This window comes from Pseudomonas gingeri (assembly GCF_013385425.1).
In the GTDB taxonomy this organism is placed as follows: domain Bacteria; phylum Pseudomonadota; class Gammaproteobacteria; order Pseudomonadales; family Pseudomonadaceae; genus Aquipseudomonas; species Aquipseudomonas gingeri_D.
On record NZ_JACAQA010000041.1, the window covers coordinates 54,683 to 73,032 of the forward strand.

Annotated in this window: 19 protein-coding genes; 13 read left to right on the forward strand and 6 right to left on the reverse strand. The window is 61.7% G+C overall.

What is annotated here, in order from left to right:
• Positions 1-25: 25 nt before the first annotated feature.
• The 13 genes from HX830_RS30150 (at position 26) to HX830_RS30210 (ending at position 13,454) form a co-directional block, all read left to right on the forward strand.
• Entirely contained in the window at positions 26-1,018 is a 993-nt protein-coding gene (locus tag HX830_RS30150) for a D-cysteine desulfhydrase (RefSeq protein ID WP_177104335.1), read from the forward strand.
• Positions 1,019-1,224: 206 nt separating this feature from the next.
• Positions 1,225-2,022 (forward strand): cystine ABC transporter substrate-binding protein, encoded by a 798-nt coding sequence (gene tcyJ, locus HX830_RS30155; protein WP_177104337.1) that lies wholly within the window; start codon positions 1,225-1,227, stop codon positions 2,020-2,022.
• Positions 2,022-2,687, forward strand: a complete 666-nt coding sequence (gene tcyL, locus HX830_RS30160; protein WP_103498504.1) for a cystine ABC transporter permease — start codon at positions 2,022-2,024, stop codon at positions 2,685-2,687. The genes tcyJ and tcyL overlap by 1 nt, the downstream gene beginning before the upstream one ends.
• Before the next feature lie 4 nt (positions 2,688-2,691).
• Entirely contained in the window at positions 2,692-3,441 is a 750-nt protein-coding gene (tcyN, locus tag HX830_RS30165; RefSeq protein ID WP_152741694.1) for an L-cystine ABC transporter ATP-binding protein TcyN, read from the forward strand.
• 411 nt (positions 3,442-3,852) lie between these two features.
• Positions 3,853-4,608, forward strand: coding sequence for a hypothetical protein (locus HX830_RS30170; protein WP_103498506.1), 756 nt, complete (start codon positions 3,853-3,855; stop codon positions 4,606-4,608).
• Positions 4,609-4,819: 211 nt separating this feature from the next.
• Complete coding sequence (locus HX830_RS30175) at positions 4,820-6,061, forward strand: SfnB family sulfur acquisition oxidoreductase (RefSeq protein WP_152741693.1); 1,242 nt, start codon at positions 4,820-4,822, stop codon at positions 6,059-6,061.
• Positions 6,062-6,084: 23 nt separating this feature from the next.
• Complete coding sequence (locus HX830_RS30180; RefSeq protein WP_103498508.1) at positions 6,085-7,278, forward strand: SfnB family sulfur acquisition oxidoreductase; 1,194 nt, start codon at positions 6,085-6,087, stop codon at positions 7,276-7,278.
• Entirely contained in the window at positions 7,278-8,633 is a 1,356-nt protein-coding gene (locus tag HX830_RS30185; RefSeq protein ID WP_177104339.1) for an LLM class flavin-dependent oxidoreductase, read from the forward strand. The genes HX830_RS30180 and HX830_RS30185 overlap by 1 nt, the downstream gene beginning before the upstream one ends.
• A gap of 179 nt (positions 8,634-8,812) precedes the next feature.
• On the forward strand, positions 8,813-9,622 hold the full coding sequence (locus HX830_RS30190; protein ID WP_177104341.1) for a MetQ/NlpA family ABC transporter substrate-binding protein: 810 nt from the start codon (positions 8,813-8,815) through the stop codon (positions 9,620-9,622).
• A 1-nt stretch (position 9,623) separates the two neighbouring features.
• Positions 9,624-10,745: a methionine ABC transporter ATP-binding protein gene (locus HX830_RS30195; protein ID WP_177104351.1), complete on the forward strand. Its 1,122-nt coding sequence runs from the start codon at positions 9,624-9,626 to the stop codon at positions 10,743-10,745.
• The gene (locus HX830_RS30200; protein WP_103498512.1) at positions 10,735-11,379 is read left to right on the forward strand and encodes a methionine ABC transporter permease; all 645 of its coding nucleotides are present in this window, start codon (positions 10,735-10,737) and stop codon (positions 11,377-11,379) included. The genes HX830_RS30195 and HX830_RS30200 overlap by 11 nt, the downstream gene beginning before the upstream one ends.
• 109 nt (positions 11,380-11,488) lie before the next feature.
• Positions 11,489-12,688 (forward strand): ABC transporter permease, encoded by a 1,200-nt coding sequence (locus HX830_RS30205; protein ID WP_177104353.1) that lies wholly within the window; start codon positions 11,489-11,491, stop codon positions 12,686-12,688.
• 139 nt (positions 12,689-12,827) lie between these two features.
• Positions 12,828-13,454: a class I SAM-dependent methyltransferase gene (locus tag HX830_RS30210; protein ID WP_177104355.1), complete on the forward strand. Its 627-nt coding sequence runs from the start codon at positions 12,828-12,830 to the stop codon at positions 13,452-13,454.
• 212 nt (positions 13,455-13,666) lie between these two features.
• On the opposite strand, the gene HX830_RS30215 is transcribed toward HX830_RS30210, so the two are convergent.
• The 6 genes from HX830_RS30215 to ssuD all read right to left on the reverse strand — a co-directional run bounded on the left by HX830_RS30215 (position 13,667) and on the right by ssuD (position 18,328).
• On the reverse strand, positions 13,667-13,963 hold the full coding sequence (locus HX830_RS30215; protein ID WP_152741685.1) for a DUF6124 family protein: 297 nt from the start codon (positions 13,961-13,963) through the stop codon (positions 13,667-13,669).
• A gap of 472 nt (positions 13,964-14,435) precedes the next feature.
• On the reverse strand, positions 14,436-14,741 hold the full coding sequence (locus HX830_RS30220) for a DUF6124 family protein (RefSeq protein ID WP_152741684.1): 306 nt from the start codon (positions 14,739-14,741) through the stop codon (positions 14,436-14,438).
• Between the two features lie 578 nt (positions 14,742-15,319).
• The gene (locus HX830_RS30225) at positions 15,320-15,535 is read right to left on the reverse strand and encodes a TOBE domain-containing protein (protein WP_017125347.1); all 216 of its coding nucleotides are present in this window, start codon (positions 15,533-15,535) and stop codon (positions 15,320-15,322) included.
• A gap of 41 nt (positions 15,536-15,576) precedes the next feature.
• Positions 15,577-16,383 carry an aliphatic sulfonates ABC transporter ATP-binding protein gene (gene ssuB / locus HX830_RS30230; protein ID WP_100942595.1) on the reverse strand — a complete coding sequence of 269 codons (807 nt, stop codon included), beginning with the start codon at positions 16,381-16,383 and terminating at the stop codon, positions 15,577-15,579.
• Complete coding sequence (gene ssuC / locus HX830_RS30235; protein ID WP_177104357.1) at positions 16,380-17,171, reverse strand: aliphatic sulfonate ABC transporter permease SsuC; 792 nt, start codon at positions 17,169-17,171, stop codon at positions 16,380-16,382. The genes ssuB and ssuC overlap by 4 nt, the downstream gene beginning before the upstream one ends.
• 8 nt (positions 17,172-17,179) lie before the next feature.
• A complete protein-coding gene (gene ssuD / locus HX830_RS30240) occupies positions 17,180-18,328 on the reverse strand; it encodes an FMNH2-dependent alkanesulfonate monooxygenase (protein ID WP_100942593.1) in 1,149 nt (382 codons plus the stop codon).
• Positions 18,329-18,350 lie beyond the last annotated feature (22 nt).

Here is an 18,350-nt window from a genome sequence, read left to right on the forward strand (position 1 = left end):
CATCTCCTACAGCCAGCTCGGACCCATGATCAAACAACAGCTTGCCCGTTTTAACCGCCTGGAACTCCTGGCCCAGGCCACTCCCCTGGAAAAGCTCGAACGCCTGTCGGCGTGGGTGGGCCGCGATATCTACATCAAGCGCGATGACCTGACGCCCCTGGCCCTGGGCGGCAACAAGCTGCGCAAGCTGGAATACCTGGGGGCCGATGCCCTGGCGGTCGGCGCCGACACGCTGATCACCGCCGGCGCCATCCAATCCAACCATGTGCGCCAGACCGCGGCCCTGGCGGCCCGCCTTGGGTTGGGCTGCGTGGCCTTGCTGGAAAACCCCATCGGTACCGAGGATGCGAACTACCTGGGCAATGGCAATCGCCTGTTGCTCGACCTGTTCGACGCCCGGGTCGAGCTGGTGGACAACCTGGACAATGCCGACGAGCAGTTGCAGGCCCTGGCCGAGCGCCTGCGCAGCAACGGCAAGAAGCCGTATCTGGTGCCGATCGGTGGCTCCAATGCATTGGGCGCGCTGGGTTATGTGCGGGCCGGCTTCGAGCTGGCGGCGCAGATCGAAGACAGCGGACTGGAATTTGCCGCGGTGGTGCTGGCCTCCGGCAGTGCCGGGACCCACAGCGGCCTGGGCCTGGCCTTGAGCGAAGCGTTGCCGGGGTTGCCGGTGGTCGGCGTGACGGTGTCCCGTAGCGACGAGGCGCAGCGGCCGAAGGTGCAGGGTTTGGCTGAACGTACGGCCGAGTTGCTCGGTGTACCGCTGCCGGCCAGTTTCAAGGTCGAGTTGTGGGACGAGTATTTCGCTCCCCGTTATGGCGAGCCGAACGCCGGGACCCTGGCGGCGGTCAAGCTGTTGGCCAGCCAGGAAGGCATCCTGCTCGACCCGGTCTACACCGGCAAGGCCATGGCCGGGCTGCTCGACGGCATCGGCCTCCAGCGTTTCGAGGACGGTCCGATCATCTTCCTGCACACCGGCGGGGCGCCCGCGTTGTTCGCCTACAGCACTGTGCTGTAGCCCGACACCAATTGTGGCATCAATAGGTAATAAAATAGAATATACAAATAGTTTTTTATTATTTTATAGAATATTAAGTGCTCGCTATAGTCGCGGCGCAGGCGATTTGGCGCGAGACGCCGGCGCCGCTTTAAGGCAGGATTGACGCTGCTCTCCAGAGCGTCAGTTTCGCGTTCCCTCCCATAAGAAAACACACGGGGCTCGTCATGAATATTTCCGCATTTCGCAAGCGTCTGCTGGTCGGCAGCCTGGGGTTGGTACTCGGTGCCGGACTGCTCGGCCAGGCCTTTGCCGGTGAGCAACTGGACAACATCAAGAAGGCCGGCGTTATCAACGTTGGCCTGGAAGGCACCTACCCGCCGTTCAGCTTTATCGGTGCCGACGGCAAGCTGGCCGGCTTTGAGGTCGAGTTCTCCGAAGCCCTGGCGAAAAAACTGGGGGTGAAGGTCAAGCTGCAACCGACCAAGTGGGACGGCATTCTCGCCGCCCTGGAGTCCAAGCGCCTGGACGCGGTGATCAACCAGGTGACCATCTCCGAAGAGCGCAAGAAGAAGTATGACTTCTCCGAGCCTTATACCGTTTCCGGTATCCAGGCCCTGGTGCAGAAGAAGGATGCCGACAAGTTCAAGACCGCCCAGGATCTGGCGGGCCACAAGGTCGGTGTCGGCCTGGGCACCAACTATGAACAATGGCTCAAGGACAATGTGCCGAAAGCCGTTATCAAGACCTACGACGATGATCCGACCAAGTACCAGGATCTGCGCGTAGGCCGTATCGACGCAATTCTGGTGGACCGCCTGGCAGCCTTTGAACTGATCAAGAAAACCAACGACACCCTGGCCGTTTCCGGTGAGCCGTTCTCCCGCCAGGAAGCCGGTATCGCCCTGCGTAAAGGCGAACCCGAGTTGCTGGCCGCGGTAAACAAGGCCATCGACGAACTGCGCGCTGATGGCACCTTGAAAAAGCTGTCGGAAAAATACTTCAACGCTGACGTCACTCAATAATGGAAGCAGCTTTTCAGCTTGCGTTGGACTCCGCGCCCTTTCTGCTCCAGGGCGCGTACTACACGGTCATCCTCAGCCTGGGTGGAATGTTCTTCGGTTTGCTGCTGGGTTTCGGCCTGGCCTTGATGCGCCTGTCGCGCTTCAAGACGGTGAGCTGGATCGCCAGGGTCTATGTGTCGTTCTTTCGCGGCACACCCCTGCTGGTCCAGCTGTTCGTGATCTATTACGGACTGCCGCAGATGGGCATCGAGCTGGATCCGCTGCCCGCCGCGTTGATCGGCTTCTCGCTGAACATGGCGGCCTACGCCTGTGAAATCCTGCGGGCCGCCATCAGCTCCATCGAGCGCGGCCAGTGGGAAGCGGCGGCGAGCATCGGCATGTCGCGGGCGCAGACCCTGCGCCGGGCGATCCTGCCGCAAGCCGCGCGCACGGCTTTGCCGCCGTTGGGCAACAGTTTCATTTCCCTGGTCAAGGACACGGCATTGGCCGCGACCATCCAGGTGCCGGAACTGTTCCGCCAGGCCCAGCTGATTACCGCCCGGACCTTTGAAATTTTCACCATGTATCTTGCCGCCGCCCTGATCTACTGGGTCCTTGCCAGCCTGCTCGCGCACTTGCAGAACCGTCTGGAAGAGCGGGTCAATCGGCATGACCAGGAGTCTTGACAGCATGATTGTGGTTGAAAAACTGACCAAGCAATTCAAAGGGCAGACCGTGCTCAACGGTATCGACCTGACGGTCGAGGCCGGCGAGGTGATCGCGATAATCGGTCCCAGCGGTTCCGGCAAGACCACCTTCCTGCGTTGCCTGAACTTTCTCGAGGAACCCACCAGCGGCCGGATCAAGGTCGGCGACATCGAAATCGATGGCAGCCGCCCGCTGAACCAGCAGTTGGGCCTGGTGCGCAAGCTGCGCCAGCAGGTCGGCTTCGTGTTCCAGAACTTCAACCTGTTTCCCCACCGCACGGCGCTGGAGAACGTCATCGAAGGCCCGCTGGTGGTCAAGAAGACCCCGCGTGACCAGGCCTTGGCCCTGGGCCGCAAGCTATTGGCCAAGGTTGGCCTGGCAGGCAAGGAAGACGCCTATCCGCGCAGGCTTTCCGGTGGTCAGCAACAACGGGTGGCCATTGCCCGGGCGCTGGCGATGGAGCCGCAGGTGATCTTGTTCGACGAGCCGACTTCGGCCCTCGATCCGGAACTGGTGGGTGAAGTGCTGGCAACCATTCGTGGCCTGGCCGAAGAAAAACGCACCATGGTCATCGTCACCCACGAAATGAGCTTTGCCCGGGATGTGGCCAATCGGGTGATCTTTTTCGACAAGGGCGTGATCGTCGAACAGGGTGAAGCCAAGGCGCTGTTTGCCAATCCCAAGGAAGAACGCACCCGGCAGTTTCTCAGCAAGTTTCTCGGTAATACGTAGGACACTTCTTGACTCAATAAGGCGTACTCAGGGAATGAGTACGACGGTTTCGAAAAGTTGCTTTCCCGCCTATCCGGCAATAATTGTTTACTACCGCCTTTCCCCGGCTTCTTCTTTCACACGAACGACTGCGAAAGTAGGAAGTGTCCGAATTCCCGAGCGATCCCCGCCCTGACGGCTTAATGGCTTGACACCTTCCCGGCAAAACTCTTAGCTGCACTTCACAACCTGCACGACGTTATCAGGACTGTATGCACCTTTCGGCCAACTGTTCGCCGGACTGCGCGTGCGCCTTCCAGAATGTTCGACGGTAAGGACGCCTATTAAGGTTCAAGGACAACGGTTGTTTATGCGGCCCAGGCCTGCGCCTGCACGTTGGACTTTTCGTTACCCTACAAAAAGGATTTTTGCATGACTCATTTTCAGGAAACCCTGCGGCTGGCTCCGCCTGTCGTCCCCCAGGCCCATGGGCGTGGTATTGGCCTGTTGGCCGCCGCGCAGTTGTCGATTGTCATCCGGCCCTATGTCGGCATGGATGAGGGCGACCTGATCGAGTTGTTCTGGGACGATTGTTATGTGACGGCGCGGCAGGTGTCGGCCGATGATGTGGGCCAGTCGCTGAGTTTGCGGGTGCCGGAAAGCTTCGTCCTGGACGGGCTGGCGCGGGTTCACTATCGGGTGCTGCGGGTGGGCAGCGCCGGCGCCTGTTCGCGTCGGCTCGAGGTGCCGGTCAAGCTTGCCTGTCCGGGTGGCCAGCCCTTCGGTGAGGAAAACCAGGGCTTGGCGCCGCTGATCATTCCCGCGCCGATCCAGCGCTACGGGGTCAACCCCAGCCAGATGCGCCGAGGCGTGCCGCTGACCCTGGCGCCGTATCTGAACATGGCCGCCGAGGACGAAATCACCCTGCTCTGGGGCGATGTGCGCCTCGACCTGCCCAAGCTCGCCGGCGAGGACGTCGGCAAGCCGGTCAGGGTCTTCGTGCCGCCGGCGGTGATCCAGGAAGCCGGTGAAGACAGTGGCCTGGACCTCACCTACTGCGTGATCGACCGGGTCGGCAACAACTCCCGTTGGGCGCCGGCGCGGCGGCTCCGGGTGGGCAGCGCCCGGCATTACATCAGGGCCCCGCGCCCGGTTTTCCCCAAACTCGCCCAACCCTGCCGAGGCTGAGAAGCTGACCTTCTATGCATATTCCCAAAAGTTAGTTTATTTAATTTTTATACGCGCTTAGGGTATATGCACCGGACCACCGGACTTGTTTGATTTCGCTGGCGTCGCGCTTTCGCGACGCCTCCAAAGAGAGATGAGGACGGTATGGTCAGGAACACAATCACCCTTGTGCGGATCGCCAGGGCATTGCGCACGCCACGGAGTGGCGTTGATGTCTAACTTGCATGAAGCACAGGTCCGGAGCGACCTGGATATTGCCCCGTTGTTGCTCCCGGCCCGGGTGCTGCGCAACGACGCCGAAGCCCTGCAGGCCGCCCGTGAGCTGGCCGAGGCTGCCCGTTTGCAGGCCGCGCGCCGCGACCGTCAGCGCAAGCTGCCCTGGGCCGAGATCGAGCAGTTCACCCGCAGCGGCCTGGGCAGCATCACCATTCCCCGCGAGTACGGCGGCCCGCAGGTTTCATTCGTGACCGTGGCCGAGGTCTTCGCGATCATTTCCGCCGCCGACCCGGCGCTCGGGCAGATCCCGCAAAACCAGTTCGGCATTCTCCAGTTACTGCAGGGCACCGCCACCGAGCGCCAGAAAAAGCAGCTGTTCCTGAGCGTGCTGGAAGGCTGGCGCATCGGCAATGCCGGGCCTGAACGCGGCACGAAAAACACCCTGGAACTCAAGACCCGGATCACCGCCGACGGTGACGGTTTTGTCATCAGCGGCCAGAAGTTCTATTCCACCGGCGCCCTGTTTGCCCACTGGGTGGCGGTCAAGGCGATCAACGACGAAGGGCGGCAGGTCATGGCCTTCGTGCGGCGCGGCACGCCGGGCCTGCGCATCGTCGACGACTGGTCGGGCTTCGGCCAGCGCACCACCGCCAGCGGCACCGTGTTGCTGAATCAGGTGCGGGTGGAAGCGGAAGACGTCGTCGACAACTGGCGCCAGGGCGAGGTGCCGAATATCCAGGGCGCCTACTCGCAACTGATCCAGGCCGCCATCGACGCGGGCATCGCCCGTGGGGCCATCGATGACAGCATCGCCTTTGTCCGCGAGCGTTCGCGGCCGTGGGTCGATGCCAAGGTCGAGCGCGCCAGTGACGACCTCTACGTGATTGCCGATATCGGCAAATTGAAAATCGAACTGCACGCCGCCGAGGCGCTGTTGCGCAAGGCCGGGCAGGTGCTCGATCAGGTCGGCGCCAAGCCGGTGGATGCGGCCTCTGCCGCGCGTGCCTCGATTGCGGTGGCCGAGGCCAAGGTCCTCACCACCGAAATCGCCCTGCTGGCCAGCGAGAAACTGTTCGAGCTGGCCGGCAGCCGCGCCACCCTGGCCGAATTCAACCTCGACCGACACTGGCGCAACGCCCGGGTGCACACCCTGCACGACCCGGTGCGCTGGAAATACCACGCCGTGGGCGCCTATCACCTGAACGGCAGTTTGCCGGCCCGGCATTCCTGGATTTGACGACCAGACCTCTGGAGAAGCACATGACTTTTTCCCAACACGTCGCGGTCATCAGCAGCGACGAGCAAGCCCTGATCGTGGCCAGCGACCTGGCCGAAGACTTCAAGCGCGACAGCATCCTGCGCGACCGTGAACGGCGCCTGCCGCTGGCCGAGCTGGAGGTGTTTTCCCGCTCCGGCCTCTGGGGCATCAGCGTGCCGAAAGCCTACGGCGGTGCCGGCGTGTCCAACGTGACCCTGGCCAAGGTCACGCAACTGATCGCCGAGGCCGATGCCTCTCTGGGACAGATTCCGCAGAACCATTTCTATGCCCTGGAAGTGCTGCGGGTCAACGGCAGCGAGGCACAGAAACAGCGCCTCTATGCCGAGGTGCTCGCGGGGAGGCGCTTTGGCAATGCCCTGGCCGAACTGGGCACCAAGACCGCCCACGACCGCGTCACCAGCCTGCGCCGGGACGGCGACGGTTACCGCATCAACGGTCGCAAGTTCTACGCCACGGGGGCCTTGTATGCCCAGCGCATTCCGACTTCGGTGGTGGATGAACAGGGTGTCCAGCAACTGGCCTTTGTGCCCCGTGACAGCGCCGGCCTGAACGTGATCGATGACTGGAGCGGCTTTGGCCAGCGCACCACGGGCAGCGGTTCAGTGGTGTTCGAGGACGTGTATGTCGCCGCCGAAGACGTGATCCCTTTTCAAACCGCTTTCGAACGTCCGACCCCGGTCGGCCCGCTGGCGCAGATTCTCCATGCGGCCATCGACACCGGTATTGCCCGCGCGGCCTATGAAGACACCTTGCACTTTGTCCGCACCCGCACGCGGCCCTGGATCGATGCCGGCAGCGACAAGGCCACTGAAGATCCCTTGACCCTCAAGAGCATCGGCCACCTGAGCATTCGCCTGCACGCCGCCGAGGCCTTGCTGGAGCGGGCCGGTGAATACCTCGACCGGGCCCAGGCCGAGACCAACGCCGAAACCGTGGCGGCGGCTTCGATTGCCGTTGCCGAAGCGCGGGCCATCAGCACCGAAATCTCCCTGGCGGCCGGCAGCAGCCTGTTCGAGCTGGCCGGCAGCCAGGCGACCCTGGCCGAACACGGGCTGGATCGCCACTGGCGCAATGCGCGGGTGCACACCCTGCACGACCCGGTGCGCTGGAAGTACCACGCGGTGGGCAACTACTACCTCAATGCGCAAAACCCACCGCTGCGGGGGACGATCTGATGGCGAAGAAAAAGATCCTGCTCAACGCCTTCAACATGAATTGCATCGGGCATATCAACCACGGTTTGTGGACCCATCCGCGGGACAACTCGACCCAGTACAAGACGCTGGAGTACTGGACCGAGCTGGCGCAGCTGCTGGAGCGCGGTTTGTTCGACGGTCTGTTTATCGCCGATATCGTCGGGGTCTACGACGTATATCAGGGATCGGTGGAGGTGCCGCTGCGGGAGTCGATCCAGTTGCCGGTCAACGATCCGCTGTTGCTGGTTTCGGCGATGGCGGCGGTGACGAAGAACCTGGGTTTCGGCCTGACCGCGAACCTCACCTACGAGGCGCCGTACCTGTTCGCCCGACGTATGTCGACGCTCGATCATCTGAGCCGTGGGCGGGTCGGCTGGAATATCGTCACCGGTTATCTCGATAGCGCCGCCCGGGCCATGGGCCTCAAGGAGCAGGTCGAGCATGACCGACGCTACGACCAGGCCGACGAGTACCTGGAGGTGCTCTACAAACTCTGGGAAGGCAGCTGGGAAAACGACGCGGTGCTCAATGATCCGACCCGGCGGATCTACGCCCAGCCGGAGAAAGTGCACAAGGTGCAACACGCCGGCGAGTTCTATCAGGTGGAGGGCTATCACCTTTGTGAGCCGTCACCGCAGCGTACGCCGGTGCTGTTCCAGGCCGGCAGTTCGGAGCGTGGCCTGGAGTTCGCCGGGCGACATGCCGAGTGCGTGTTTATCAGCGGGCAGAACAAGGCCGCGACCAAGGTCCAGGTGGACAAGGTGCGGGCCAGTGCGGTGGCGGCGGGGCGTGATCCCGATGGCATCAAGGTATTCATGGGCTTGAACGTGATCGTCGGCGAGACCGAGGAAGCGGCCTGGGCCAAGCATGCCGAGTATCTGGGGTATGCCAGCGCGGAGGCTGGGGTGGCGCATTTTTCCGCGTCCACCGCGATCGATTTTTCCGAGTACGAGCTGGATGAGCCGATCCAGTATGTGAAGAGCAACGCGATCCAGTCGGCGACCAGGAACCTGCAGAACAACGACTGGACCCGGCGCAAGTTGCTTGAGCAGCACGCTTTGGGTGGGCGCTATTTCACTGTGGTCGGCTCGCCCGGGCAGGTGGCTGATGAGCTGGAATCGTGGATCGCCGAAACCGGGCTGGATGGTTTCAACCTGACCCGCATTGTCACTCCGGAAAGCTATGTGGATTTTATCGAGCTGGTGATTCCTGAGTTGCAGCGGCGCGGCTCGTACAAGACCGCTTATGACAGCGGGACATTGCGCGAAAAGCTGTTTCACGGTGAGGCGCATTTGCCGCAGCAACATGCTGGGGCGGGTTATCGCCGGTCCTGAGAGCCTGAGTCACCCTTTGATACTGCAGCGTCTGTTCTGTCGTCTTCGCGGGCAAGCTCCGCTCCCACAAGGGGGGCGGTCGTACACAAGAATCAGGTACCGCTCAAAACTGTGGGAGCGGTGCTTGCCCGCGAAGAGGCCCGCCCAGACACCCCAAACCCTATGACTGGAAACCCATCATGAAAACAACACGCCTCACCCAACCAGTCAAAGCACTGGTCCTGGCCCTCGGCCTCTTCAGCGCCATGGCTCATGCCGCCGACGCCCCACTCAAGGTCGGCACCACCGCCGCCTTCGCCATCCCCCTGGAGGCCGCCGTCGAAGAAGCGGGCAAACAGGGCCTGAAAGTCGAGCTGGTGGAATTCACCGACTGGATCGCGCCCAATGTCAGCCTCGCCGCCGGCGATATCGACGTGAACTACTTCCAGCACATTCCCTTCCTGGAAAACGCCAAGGCCGCCGCCGGTTTCGACCTGGTGCCCTTTGCCCCGGGGATTATCAACAACGTCGGCCTCTACTCGAAGAAATACAAAAGCTTCGACGAGCTGCCACAAGGCGCCACCGTGGCCATCGCCAACGATCCGATCAACAGCGGTCGTGGCCTGCAACTGCTGGCCAAGGCCGGCTTGATCACCCTGAAACCCGGCGTCGGCTACAAGGCCACCGAAGACGACATCGTCAACAACCCGAAAAAGATCAAGATCCTCCAGGTTGAAGCCGTGCAACTGGTGCGCGCCTACGATGACGCCGATCTGGTCCAGGGCTACCCGGCCTATATCCGCCTGGCGAAGACCTTCGATGCCGGCTCCGCGCTGCTGTTCGACGGTCTCGATCACAAGGAATACGTGATCCAGTTCGTGATCCAGCCGAAAGAAAAAACCGACCCGCGGCTGATCAAGTTCGTCGATATCTACCAACACTCACCGGTGGTCCGCGCCGCCCTGGATAAAGCCCACGGCAAGCTGTACCAGGCCGGTTGGGAAGGCTGACATGAGTGTCGTCAACCTCCAGCGCCCGCGTGAGGAAACGCCGCGCAGTGCCGAGCAAACCGAACTGCACCCCGAACTCAATCGTGCCCATGTGCGTTTTATTGGCCTGGGCAAGACCTACGAAGGCCGCCAGGGCCCGGTGCATGCCTTGCAAGGCATCGACCTGGCGATCCAGCGTGGCGAGGTGTACGGCATCATCGGCCGCAGCGGCGCCGGCAAGTCGTCTTTGATCCGCACCATCAATCGCCTGGAACAACCCAGCGCGGGGCGGGTGCTGATCGACCAGGTCGATATCGGTGAGTTCGACGAAAACCGCCTGGTGGAACTGCGTCGGCGCATCGGCATGATTTTCCAGCACTTCAACCTGATGTCGGCCAAGACGGTCTGGCAGAACGTCGAACTGCCGCTGAAGGTGGCCGGGGTGCCGAAGCTGCAACGGGAGCAGAAGGTTCGCGAGCTGCTGGATCTGGTCGGCCTGCGGGACAAATACAAGGCCTACCCGGCGCAGTTGTCCGGCGGGCAGAAACAGCGGGTGGGGATTGCCCGTGCGCTGGTCCATGACCCGGCGATCCTGCTGTGTGACGAGGCCACCTCGGCGCTGGACCCGGAAACCACCCAGTCGATCCTTGGCTTGCTGCGCGAGATCAATCAGCGCCTGGGCCTGACCATTGTCCTGATCACCCACGAGATGGCGGTGATCCGCGAGATCTGTGATCGGGTGGTGGTGCTGGAGCATGGCCGGGTGGTGGAACAGGGGCCGGTCTGGCAGGTGTTCGGTGATCCGCAACATGAGGTCAGCCGGACCTTGTTGGCGCCGTTGCAACACGCCTTGCCGGCGGAGCTGCAAGAGCGTTTGCAGGCGCGGCCCGAGTCAGCGGCATCGGCGGTGGTGTTGCGTCTGCAATTGACCGGCAGCGCTGCCGACGAACCGGACCTGGCGGCGTTGTTCAGCGCCCTCGGTGGGCGGGTGCGCTTGCTACAGGGCGGTGTCGAACGAATCCAGGGGCATGCGCTGGGGCAGTTGCTGTTGTCGGTGAGCGGTTCGTCCCTGGGAGCCGAGGAACTGCGCCAGCGCGCCGGGCGTTGGGCGCAACAGGTGGAGGTGCTGGGTTATGTGGCTTGATCGGTTATGGCAGGGAGTGATCGACACCTTCCTGATGGTTGGCGTGTCGTCGCTGATCGCCTTGCTGCTGGGCATTCCGTTGGCGGTGATCCTGGTCACCAGCGACAAGGGCGGGATCTATGAAGCGCCGGTGGTGAACCGGGTGCTGGGGGCGTTTGTGAACCTGTTCCGTTCGATCCCGTTCCTGATTTTGATGGTGGCGTTGATTCCCTTTACCCGGCTGATCGTCGGCACCACCTATGGGGTGTGGGCCGCCGTGGTGCCGCTGACCATCGCGGCCACGCCATTCTTTGCGCGGATTGCCGAGGTGAGCCTGCGGGAGGTCGATCATGGTTTGATCGAAGCGGCCCAGGCCATGGGCTGCCGGCGCTGGCATATCGTCTGGCATGTGCTGTTGCCCGAGGCGTTGCCGGGGATTGTCGGCGGTTTCACCATCACCTTGGTGACCATGATCAACTCCTCGGCCATGGCCGGCGCCATTGGCGCGGGTGGGTTGGGGGATATCGCCTATCGGTATGGCTACCAGCGTTTCGACAGCCAGGTGATGCTGACGGTGATCGTGTTGTTGGTGATCCTGGTGGCGGTGATCCAGTTGGGTGGGGATCGGTTGGCGAAGGTGCTCAACAAACGCTGAGCATTAAGTTATTCTCCGCGCCGATTGATCTGCGGCAGTCGGTACGGATTCACAGGGAATCAAGGAATTAGCCAGTTGGCATGGAGCTTTATTATTCAGATTCTCTGTAATGGATGAAGAGAGAGGCCCATCGCTGGCACACGCCTTTGCCGAAGCCGTTCGTGGGCTGAGAGTACTCGGTCGCAAATCCTTGCTGGCGCTGTTTGGGATTGCCGTAGGCTGTGCCGCGATCATCGCCCTGGTCAACATCGGGCATAACGCGGAAATTGAAGCGATCAGTGCATTCCAGAACATGGGCATTGATACCTTGGTTGCTTCATTTCCGGGTTCCACTTCGCAACAAAGTATCGCTCCCGAAGCGCTTGATTTCGCCAGGCTTCGCCAGAAGCTACCGAATATATCCTACGCCGCGCCCATGGCGATTTATGCGACAGACATCCGCTACAACGGTCGCTCCACCGGTGCCACTGTCGTCGGCAGCACAAGTGATTTGTCGGTGGCGCTGAAGTTCAATGTCCTCAGTGGGAGGCTCTTGTCGGATTTCGACCGACATGCCACCTATGCCGTCGTCGGCAGCCAAGTGGCGCGCGCGCTCAGCCAGCCTTCCGACGAACTGTTGATCGGGCGTCAGTTGCAAATTGAAGGTTATATCTTTCAGGTGGTCGGTGTGCTTGAGGATCAGTTCGATAATCCGCTGATTCCGATACAAATAAATAATTCGATATTTGTTCCGATCGAAGGAATGAAAAGGCTGACCTCCAGCCCGCAGGTCAGTGCGATTGTTATCAAGGAACGGGATACCGCGGATATGGAACGCCATGCCAAGTCGCTGCGGGAGTACCTGGTCGGTGTCCTGGGTGAACGTAATATCCTGATTCAAATACCTCAGCAACTGCTGGACAGCATCAAACAGCAGACGAGGACTTTTTCCAATCTGCTGGCAGGGCTGGGTGCGATTTCGCTGCTGGTGGGCGGTGCGGGCGTGATGAACGTGATGCTTTCGAATGTTACGGAGCGCCGTAGAGAGATTGGCATTCGGATGGCCTTGGGCGCGCGCCGTCGAGACATTCTTAATTTATTCTTGATGGAAGCCGTTTGTCTTTCTATCAGCGGTGCGTTGATAGGCGCCGTGCTCGGTCTGGTCGGCACGCTGATTTTTGTATCTTTGTCTGGCTGGACCTTTGCCCTGTCTATTGTTTCTGTGCCGATGGGCATTGGCAGTTCAGTGTTGATCGGCCTTTTCTTTGGCATTTACCCAGCTGTTTCGGCGGCTAGATTGGAGCCGATAACAGCCTTGCGCGATGATTGAGCGCAGAGGCGAGTGGGCAACATAAGCGTGACCGGCTTGCTTTGGCAGCGTCGGCCTCTTGCTTCCCCTTGATTTTGGCTCGCTGCTTTTCGGGTGCCAAGCGTATAGTCGCTGCATCTCAGTCTTGCATGCCGCTGCCATGAAACTTGCTCCCGACGCTCTCGACACTATCACCGCTACCACGCTCGGCCATTACAACCGCACGGCCGAAGGCTTTCGTGAAGGCACCCGCGATCACGATGTGAGCCAGAACATCGATGCGTTGTTGCGGCATATCCAGGGTGAGGCACCGTTTACCGTGCTGGATTTCGGTTGCGGACCGGGTCGTGATCTCAAGACCTTCACCCGCATGGGCCATATCGCGGTCGGCCTCGACGGCTCCGAGCGCTTTGCACAGATGGCTCGCGAGGACAGTGGTTGCGAGGTGCTGCAGCAGAACTTCCTTGAACTTGAGTTGCCGTCTGGGCGCTTCGACGGAATCTTCGCCAATGCCGTGTTGTTCCATATTCCGCGCCAGGAATTGCCGCGAGTGCTGGGGCAATTGCACGGTGCCTTGAAACCCGATGGCGTGTTGTTCAGTTCCAATCCGCGTGGGGAAAACCAGGAGGGTTGGAATGGCGAGCGTTATGGCTCGTACCACGACCTGGAGGCCTGGCGGGAGTTGCTGACGGCGGCGGGTTTTGTCGAGCTGGAACACTATTACCGCCCCACCGGACTGCCGCGAGAGCAACAGCCATGGTTGGCGAGCGTCTGGCGCAAGGTCTGACGCCAGATACCGCCCCCTGTAGGCGCCGGCTTGCTGGCGATGGCGTCTGCATAGGCGGCGCAAGGCTCCGGGGCCTCTTCGCGGGCAAGCCCTGCTCCTACAGTTTTGTGCCCTACACAAAATCGGTGAACGACGGAAGACTGTAGGAGCAGGGCTTGCCCGCGAAGCTTTTGGCGGCCCTCAGGCCTCCAGAAAGGGACCTGTACAGCGCCTCAGTGTTGTTGTGCGAGCAAGTCATCCACCTGGCTCTGCGCCAGCTCGATCAGATGCACCGAGGCCATCGCCAGTTGGCGAGGCGTGCCGCTCAGATGATCGGCGGACTCATACGCCGTCGCGGCGGCCGAACGCAGGATCGAATCGAGATTGTTCAGGGTGTCTTCGGTGTTCGGGAGGGGCGATTTGCGCACAGGCTGATCTGGCAATCCATAGTGAGCGAAGGCACGTTCGGCGGCCTCGGCATCTACAAAAGATGCATTCTGTACGGGCGGATCAGGAACGATTGTTTTCATGGCAACTCCTTGATTGATGGAGCCGACACTGATCGCTACCAAACGATATGGGTGGCGGCTATACGCAGGTTGGTAGACCGGGAATCAAGGAACCCAGCGCACTCGAAAGTGCCCTGCGCAGAGCCGCCATAGACGAAAACCGCGGGCAATAAAAAACGCCAACAGAGAATCGACCTGGTGGCGCTATGCGCCTTGATTGACCTCGGGCTACCAAACCCGATCACTGTGTTTTTGCAGTGACAGGTCCAAGCCTAGGTCCCGAGAATCGCAGGCGCAAGCCGAAAGGATTTTCTAGGAAAGTTCACGCAAGGGAAAGGGAATAGTCCTCGGTCTGTGCCCAGAACACCTCCCTGTAGGAGCATGGCTTGCCAGCGAAGGGGCCGGTGAGACCGCCAAAAGCTTTGCGGGCAAGCCCTGCTCCTACAAGGTTACGCAGTGTTTTCAATACCCCACAAAGAGCATGACTGGCGCTTCAGTGCTGTTGCGCGAGCAAGTCATCCACCTGGCTCTGCGCCAGCTCGATCAGATGCACCGAGGCCATCGCCAGTTGGCGAGGTGTGCCGCTCAGATGATCGGCGGATTCATACGCCGTCGCGGCCGCTGAACGCAGGATCGAGTCGAGGTTGTTCAGGGTGTCTTCGGGGTTCGGAAGGGGCGATTTGCGCACTGGATGACGTGGCAATTCATAGTGAGCGAAAGCGCGTTCGGCCGCCGCCGTGAAAGCCGGATCGTTCTTTTCCAGCGATTGAACAGGCGGGTTGGGCGTGACTTTGAACATGGTGATTCTCCTGACATATTGAGAACCCATCACTTTCGTGGCCAAACGAAAGGTGGCGGGCGGTACGCAGGTTGGCCAACCGGGATGTCAGGCACCCGGCGCACCCGAAGGTGCCCCGCGCACAGCCCACCATAAAGCGACAGACACAAAAAAGCGCCTGAGACCGTAGTGGCGCTGGTGCGCCTGACATTGGGCGGGTGACCAAACCCGATCACTGTGTTTTTGCAGTGACAGGTCCAAGCCTAGGTCCCGAGAATCGCAGGCGCAAGCCGAAAGGATTTTCTAGGAAAGTTCATGCAAGGGAAAGGGAATAGTCCTCGGACGGTGCGTGGAACACCCTCTTTGTGGCGAGCGGGCAAGTGTGTATTCAGCCGTCGCGGTATGTTGACATCAATCTCGTCTGTGGCACCCTTGGCGGACCACTCAACCCCGTACGCAGCGATTCAGTTCACTGGCCGTTGGGGTAAAAAAAACCGGCCCTGCGCCGGTTTTTTCGATCAAGGGACGGCATCTGTCCCTCTCGCCAAAAAAGAAAATCCCGAAGGGCCAAGCCCTTCGGGGCCACAGGTGTCCATCGTTTACAGCTTGGCGATGGACACCTCGGTGGATTTCACAAAGGCAATCACTTCACTGCCGATCTGCAGTTCCAGCTCTTTCACCGAACGGGTGGTGATCACCGAGGTGACGATCCCCGAAGCGGTCTGTACGTCGATTTCCGAGAGCACGTCGCCGGTGACGATTTCCTTGATGGTGCCCTTGAACTGGTTGCGAACGTTGATGGCTTTGATGGTCATGGCATTGATTCCTGTCGTGGATTGAGTAGGCAAGGCATGGGTTACAGCGCCCAACGCAACTGCGTGGGCAAGGGCGATACAGGTTCCGGCTCGGGCGGTACGCCCGGCAGCGACAACACCCGGTTCAACACTTCGGTCTCCAGCGCCGCCAGGCGATGGGAGCCACGCGCCCGTGGACGCGGCAGTTCGACGTGCAAGTCCAGGCCGACCTGGCCGTCTTCGATCAGGATCACCCGATCGGCGATGGCCACGGCTTCACTGACGTCGTGGGTCACCAGCAACACGGTAAAACCATGCTGCTGCCAGAGACGTTCGATCAACTGCTGCATTTCGATCCGGGTCAGGGCATCCAGGGCCCCCAGCGGCTCGTCCAGCAACAGCAGACGCGGTTTGTGGATCAGGGCGCGGGCCAGGGCCACACGCTGCTTCTGGCCGCCGGACAGGGCCGCCGGCCATTCATGGGCGCGGTCCGCCAGGCCGACGGCTTCCAGCGCTTCCAGCGCCTGCGGTCGCCAGTTGCCCTTGAGACCCAGGCCGACGTTGTCGATCACTTTTTTCCAGGGCAGCAAACGCGCTTCCTGGAACATCAGCCGGGTGTCTTCGCGGGCCTCGCTCAGCGCGGCGGAACCGGCCAGCAATTCACCACCGCTAGGTTGGTCGAGACCGGCCAGCAGGCGCAGCAGGGTGCTTTTACCGCACCCGCTACGGCCGACCACCGCGACGAATTGCCCGGCCGGGATATGCAGGTCGATCTCCCGCAGCACCTGGCGTTGGCCGAAAGTCTTTTGCAGGTTGCGCACCGCCAGCGGAATACCCCGCAGCAGGCGTGGAGGTTGTTGAGCCGTCATTGCACACCGCCCTTGCTCACTTGATAGGCCGGATGCCAGCGCAGCCAGACCCGCTCCAGGCCGCGGGCCGCGAGGTCCGCCAGTTTGCCGAGGACGGCGTAGAGAACGATGGCCAGCACCACCACGTCGGTCTGCAGGAACTCCCGGGCATTCATCGCCAGGTAGCCGATGCCGGAACTGGCCGAGATGGTTTCCGCGACGATCAGCGTCAACCACATGAAGCCGAGGGCAAAGCGCACACCCACCAGGATCGAGGGCAGGGCGCCTGGCAGGATCACCTGGCGAAACAGGCTGAAACCGGACAGGCCGTAGCTGCGGGCCATTTCCACCAGCGCCGGGTCGACGTTGCGGATGCCGTGATAAGTGTTGAGGTAGATCGGGAACAGGGTGCCCAGGGCCACCAGGAAAATCTTCGCCGACTCGTCGATGCCGAACCACAGGATCACCAGCGGGATCAGCGCCAGGTGTGGCACGTTGCGGATCATCTGCACCGAGCTGTCGAGCAGGCGTTCACCCCATTTCGACAGGCCGGTGATAAAGCCCAGGGCCAGGCCGATGCTGCCGCCGATGGCAAAGCCGATACCGGCGCGCCAGCCGCTGATGGCCAGGTGTTTCCAGAGATCGCCGCTCTTCACCAGGGCGATGCCGGCTTCGACCACGGCGCTGGGGGCGGGCAGGATCCGGGTCGACAGCCAGCCGGCCGATACCGACAGTTGCCACACCGCCAGCAACAGCACCGGCAGGGCCCAGGGCGCGAGTTTGTGGGTAAGTCTGGTCAAGGTCGTCATGGCCGGCCTCAGCTCTGGGACACGGCTTTGGGCAGGATGTCGTTGGCGACCATCTCACCGAAGGGGCTGACGTAACCGGCGCTTTTCGGCAGTTCCGGACGTTCGATATCCAGGTGCGGGAACAGCAGTTCGGCGACTCGGTATGACTCTTCCAAGTGGGGGTAACCGGAGAAGATAAAGGTGTCGATACCCAGATCGGCGTATTCCTTGACCCGCGCGGCCACGGTCGGGCCGTCGCCCACCAGCGCCGTGCCGGCACCGCCACGGACCAGACCGACACCGGCCCAGAGGTTGGGGCTGACTTCCAGGTTGTCGCGGCTGCCGCCGTGCAGGGCGGCCATGCGTTGCTGGCCGACGGAGTCGAAGCGTGCCAGGGATTTCTGCGCGCGGGCGATGGTCTCGTCGTCCAGATGGGAGATCAGTTTGTCCGCCGCTTGCCAGGCCTCGGCATTGGTTTCACGAACGATCACATGCAGGCGAATACCGAAGCGCACGGTGCGCCCCAGCTTGGCGGCCTTGGCCCGGACCTGCTCGATTTTCTCGGCAACGGCGGCAGGCGGTTCGCCCCAGGTCAGGACCATTTCCACCTGTTCGGCGGCGAGGTCCTGGGCGGCCTCCGACGAGCCGCCGAAGTACAGCGGCGGACGCGGTTGCTGGATCGGCGGATAGAGCAGCTTGGCGCCTTTGACGCTGATGTGCTGGCCGTCATAGTCGACGGTTTCGCCTTCCAGCACACGACGCCAGATGCGGGTGAATTCCACCGAGGCCTGGTAGCGCTCTTCGTGGCTGAGGAACAGGCCATCGCCGGCCAGTTCGTCCGGGTCGCCGCCGGTCACCAGGTTGAACAGCGCGCGCCCGCCGGACAGCCGGTCGAGGGTCGCGGCCTGGCGCGCCGCCACTGTCGGGGAGATGATTCCGGGGCGCAGGGCGACCAGGAATTTCAGGCGCTGGGTCACCGGGATCAGCGAAGCGGCCACCAGCCAGGAGTCCTCGCAGGAACGTCCGGTGGGGATCAGCACTCCACCGAAACCGAGACGGTCGGCAGCCTGGGCCACCTGCTGCAGGTAACCGTGGTCAACGGCGCGAGCGCCTTCGGCGGTGCCAAGGTAATGGCCGTCGCCGTGGGTAGGCAGGAACCAGAAAATATTGAGGCTCATGGAGTGGTCTCCTAAGGAATAC

What these genes read in the sequence shown, in the direction of transcription:
- HX830_RS30150 (WP_177104335.1), top strand. Translation starts at nt 26, where the DNA reads ATGATCAAACAACAGCTTGCCCGTTTTAACCGCCTGGAACTCCTGGCC.
- tcyJ (WP_177104337.1), top strand. Translation starts at nt 1,225, where the DNA reads ATGAATATTTCCGCATTTCGCAAGCGTCTGCTGGTCGGCAGCCTGGGG.
- tcyL (WP_103498504.1), top strand. Translation starts at nt 2,022, where the DNA reads ATGGAAGCAGCTTTTCAGCTTGCGTTGGACTCCGCGCCCTTTCTGCTC.
- tcyN (WP_152741694.1), top strand. Translation starts at nt 2,692, where the DNA reads ATGATTGTGGTTGAAAAACTGACCAAGCAATTCAAAGGGCAGACCGTG.
- HX830_RS30170 (WP_103498506.1), top strand. Translation starts at nt 3,853, where the DNA reads ATGACTCATTTTCAGGAAACCCTGCGGCTGGCTCCGCCTGTCGTCCCC.
- HX830_RS30175 (WP_152741693.1), top strand. Translation starts at nt 4,820, where the DNA reads ATGTCTAACTTGCATGAAGCACAGGTCCGGAGCGACCTGGATATTGCC.
- HX830_RS30180 (WP_103498508.1), top strand. Translation starts at nt 6,085, where the DNA reads ATGACTTTTTCCCAACACGTCGCGGTCATCAGCAGCGACGAGCAAGCC.
- HX830_RS30185 (WP_177104339.1), top strand. Translation starts at nt 7,278, where the DNA reads ATGGCGAAGAAAAAGATCCTGCTCAACGCCTTCAACATGAATTGCATC.
- HX830_RS30190 (WP_177104341.1), top strand. Translation starts at nt 8,813, where the DNA reads ATGAAAACAACACGCCTCACCCAACCAGTCAAAGCACTGGTCCTGGCC.
- HX830_RS30195 (WP_177104351.1), top strand. Translation starts at nt 9,624, where the DNA reads ATGAGTGTCGTCAACCTCCAGCGCCCGCGTGAGGAAACGCCGCGCAGT.
- HX830_RS30200 (WP_103498512.1), top strand. Translation starts at nt 10,735, where the DNA reads ATGTGGCTTGATCGGTTATGGCAGGGAGTGATCGACACCTTCCTGATG.
- HX830_RS30205 (WP_177104353.1), top strand. Translation starts at nt 11,489, where the DNA reads ATGGATGAAGAGAGAGGCCCATCGCTGGCACACGCCTTTGCCGAAGCC.
- HX830_RS30210 (WP_177104355.1), top strand. Translation starts at nt 12,828, where the DNA reads ATGAAACTTGCTCCCGACGCTCTCGACACTATCACCGCTACCACGCTC.
- HX830_RS30215 (WP_152741685.1), bottom strand. Translation starts at nt 13,963, where the DNA reads ATGAAAACAATCGTTCCTGATCCGCCCGTACAGAATGCATCTTTTGTA.
- HX830_RS30220 (WP_152741684.1), bottom strand. Translation starts at nt 14,741, where the DNA reads ATGTTCAAAGTCACGCCCAACCCGCCTGTTCAATCGCTGGAAAAGAAC.
- HX830_RS30225 (WP_017125347.1), bottom strand. Translation starts at nt 15,535, where the DNA reads ATGACCATCAAAGCCATCAACGTTCGCAACCAGTTCAAGGGCACCATC.
- ssuB (WP_100942595.1), bottom strand. Translation starts at nt 16,383, where the DNA reads ATGACGGCTCAACAACCTCCACGCCTGCTGCGGGGTATTCCGCTGGCG.
- ssuC (WP_177104357.1), bottom strand. Translation starts at nt 17,171, where the DNA reads ATGACGACCTTGACCAGACTTACCCACAAACTCGCGCCCTGGGCCCTG.
- ssuD (WP_100942593.1), bottom strand. Translation starts at nt 18,328, where the DNA reads ATGAGCCTCAATATTTTCTGGTTCCTGCCTACCCACGGCGACGGCCAT.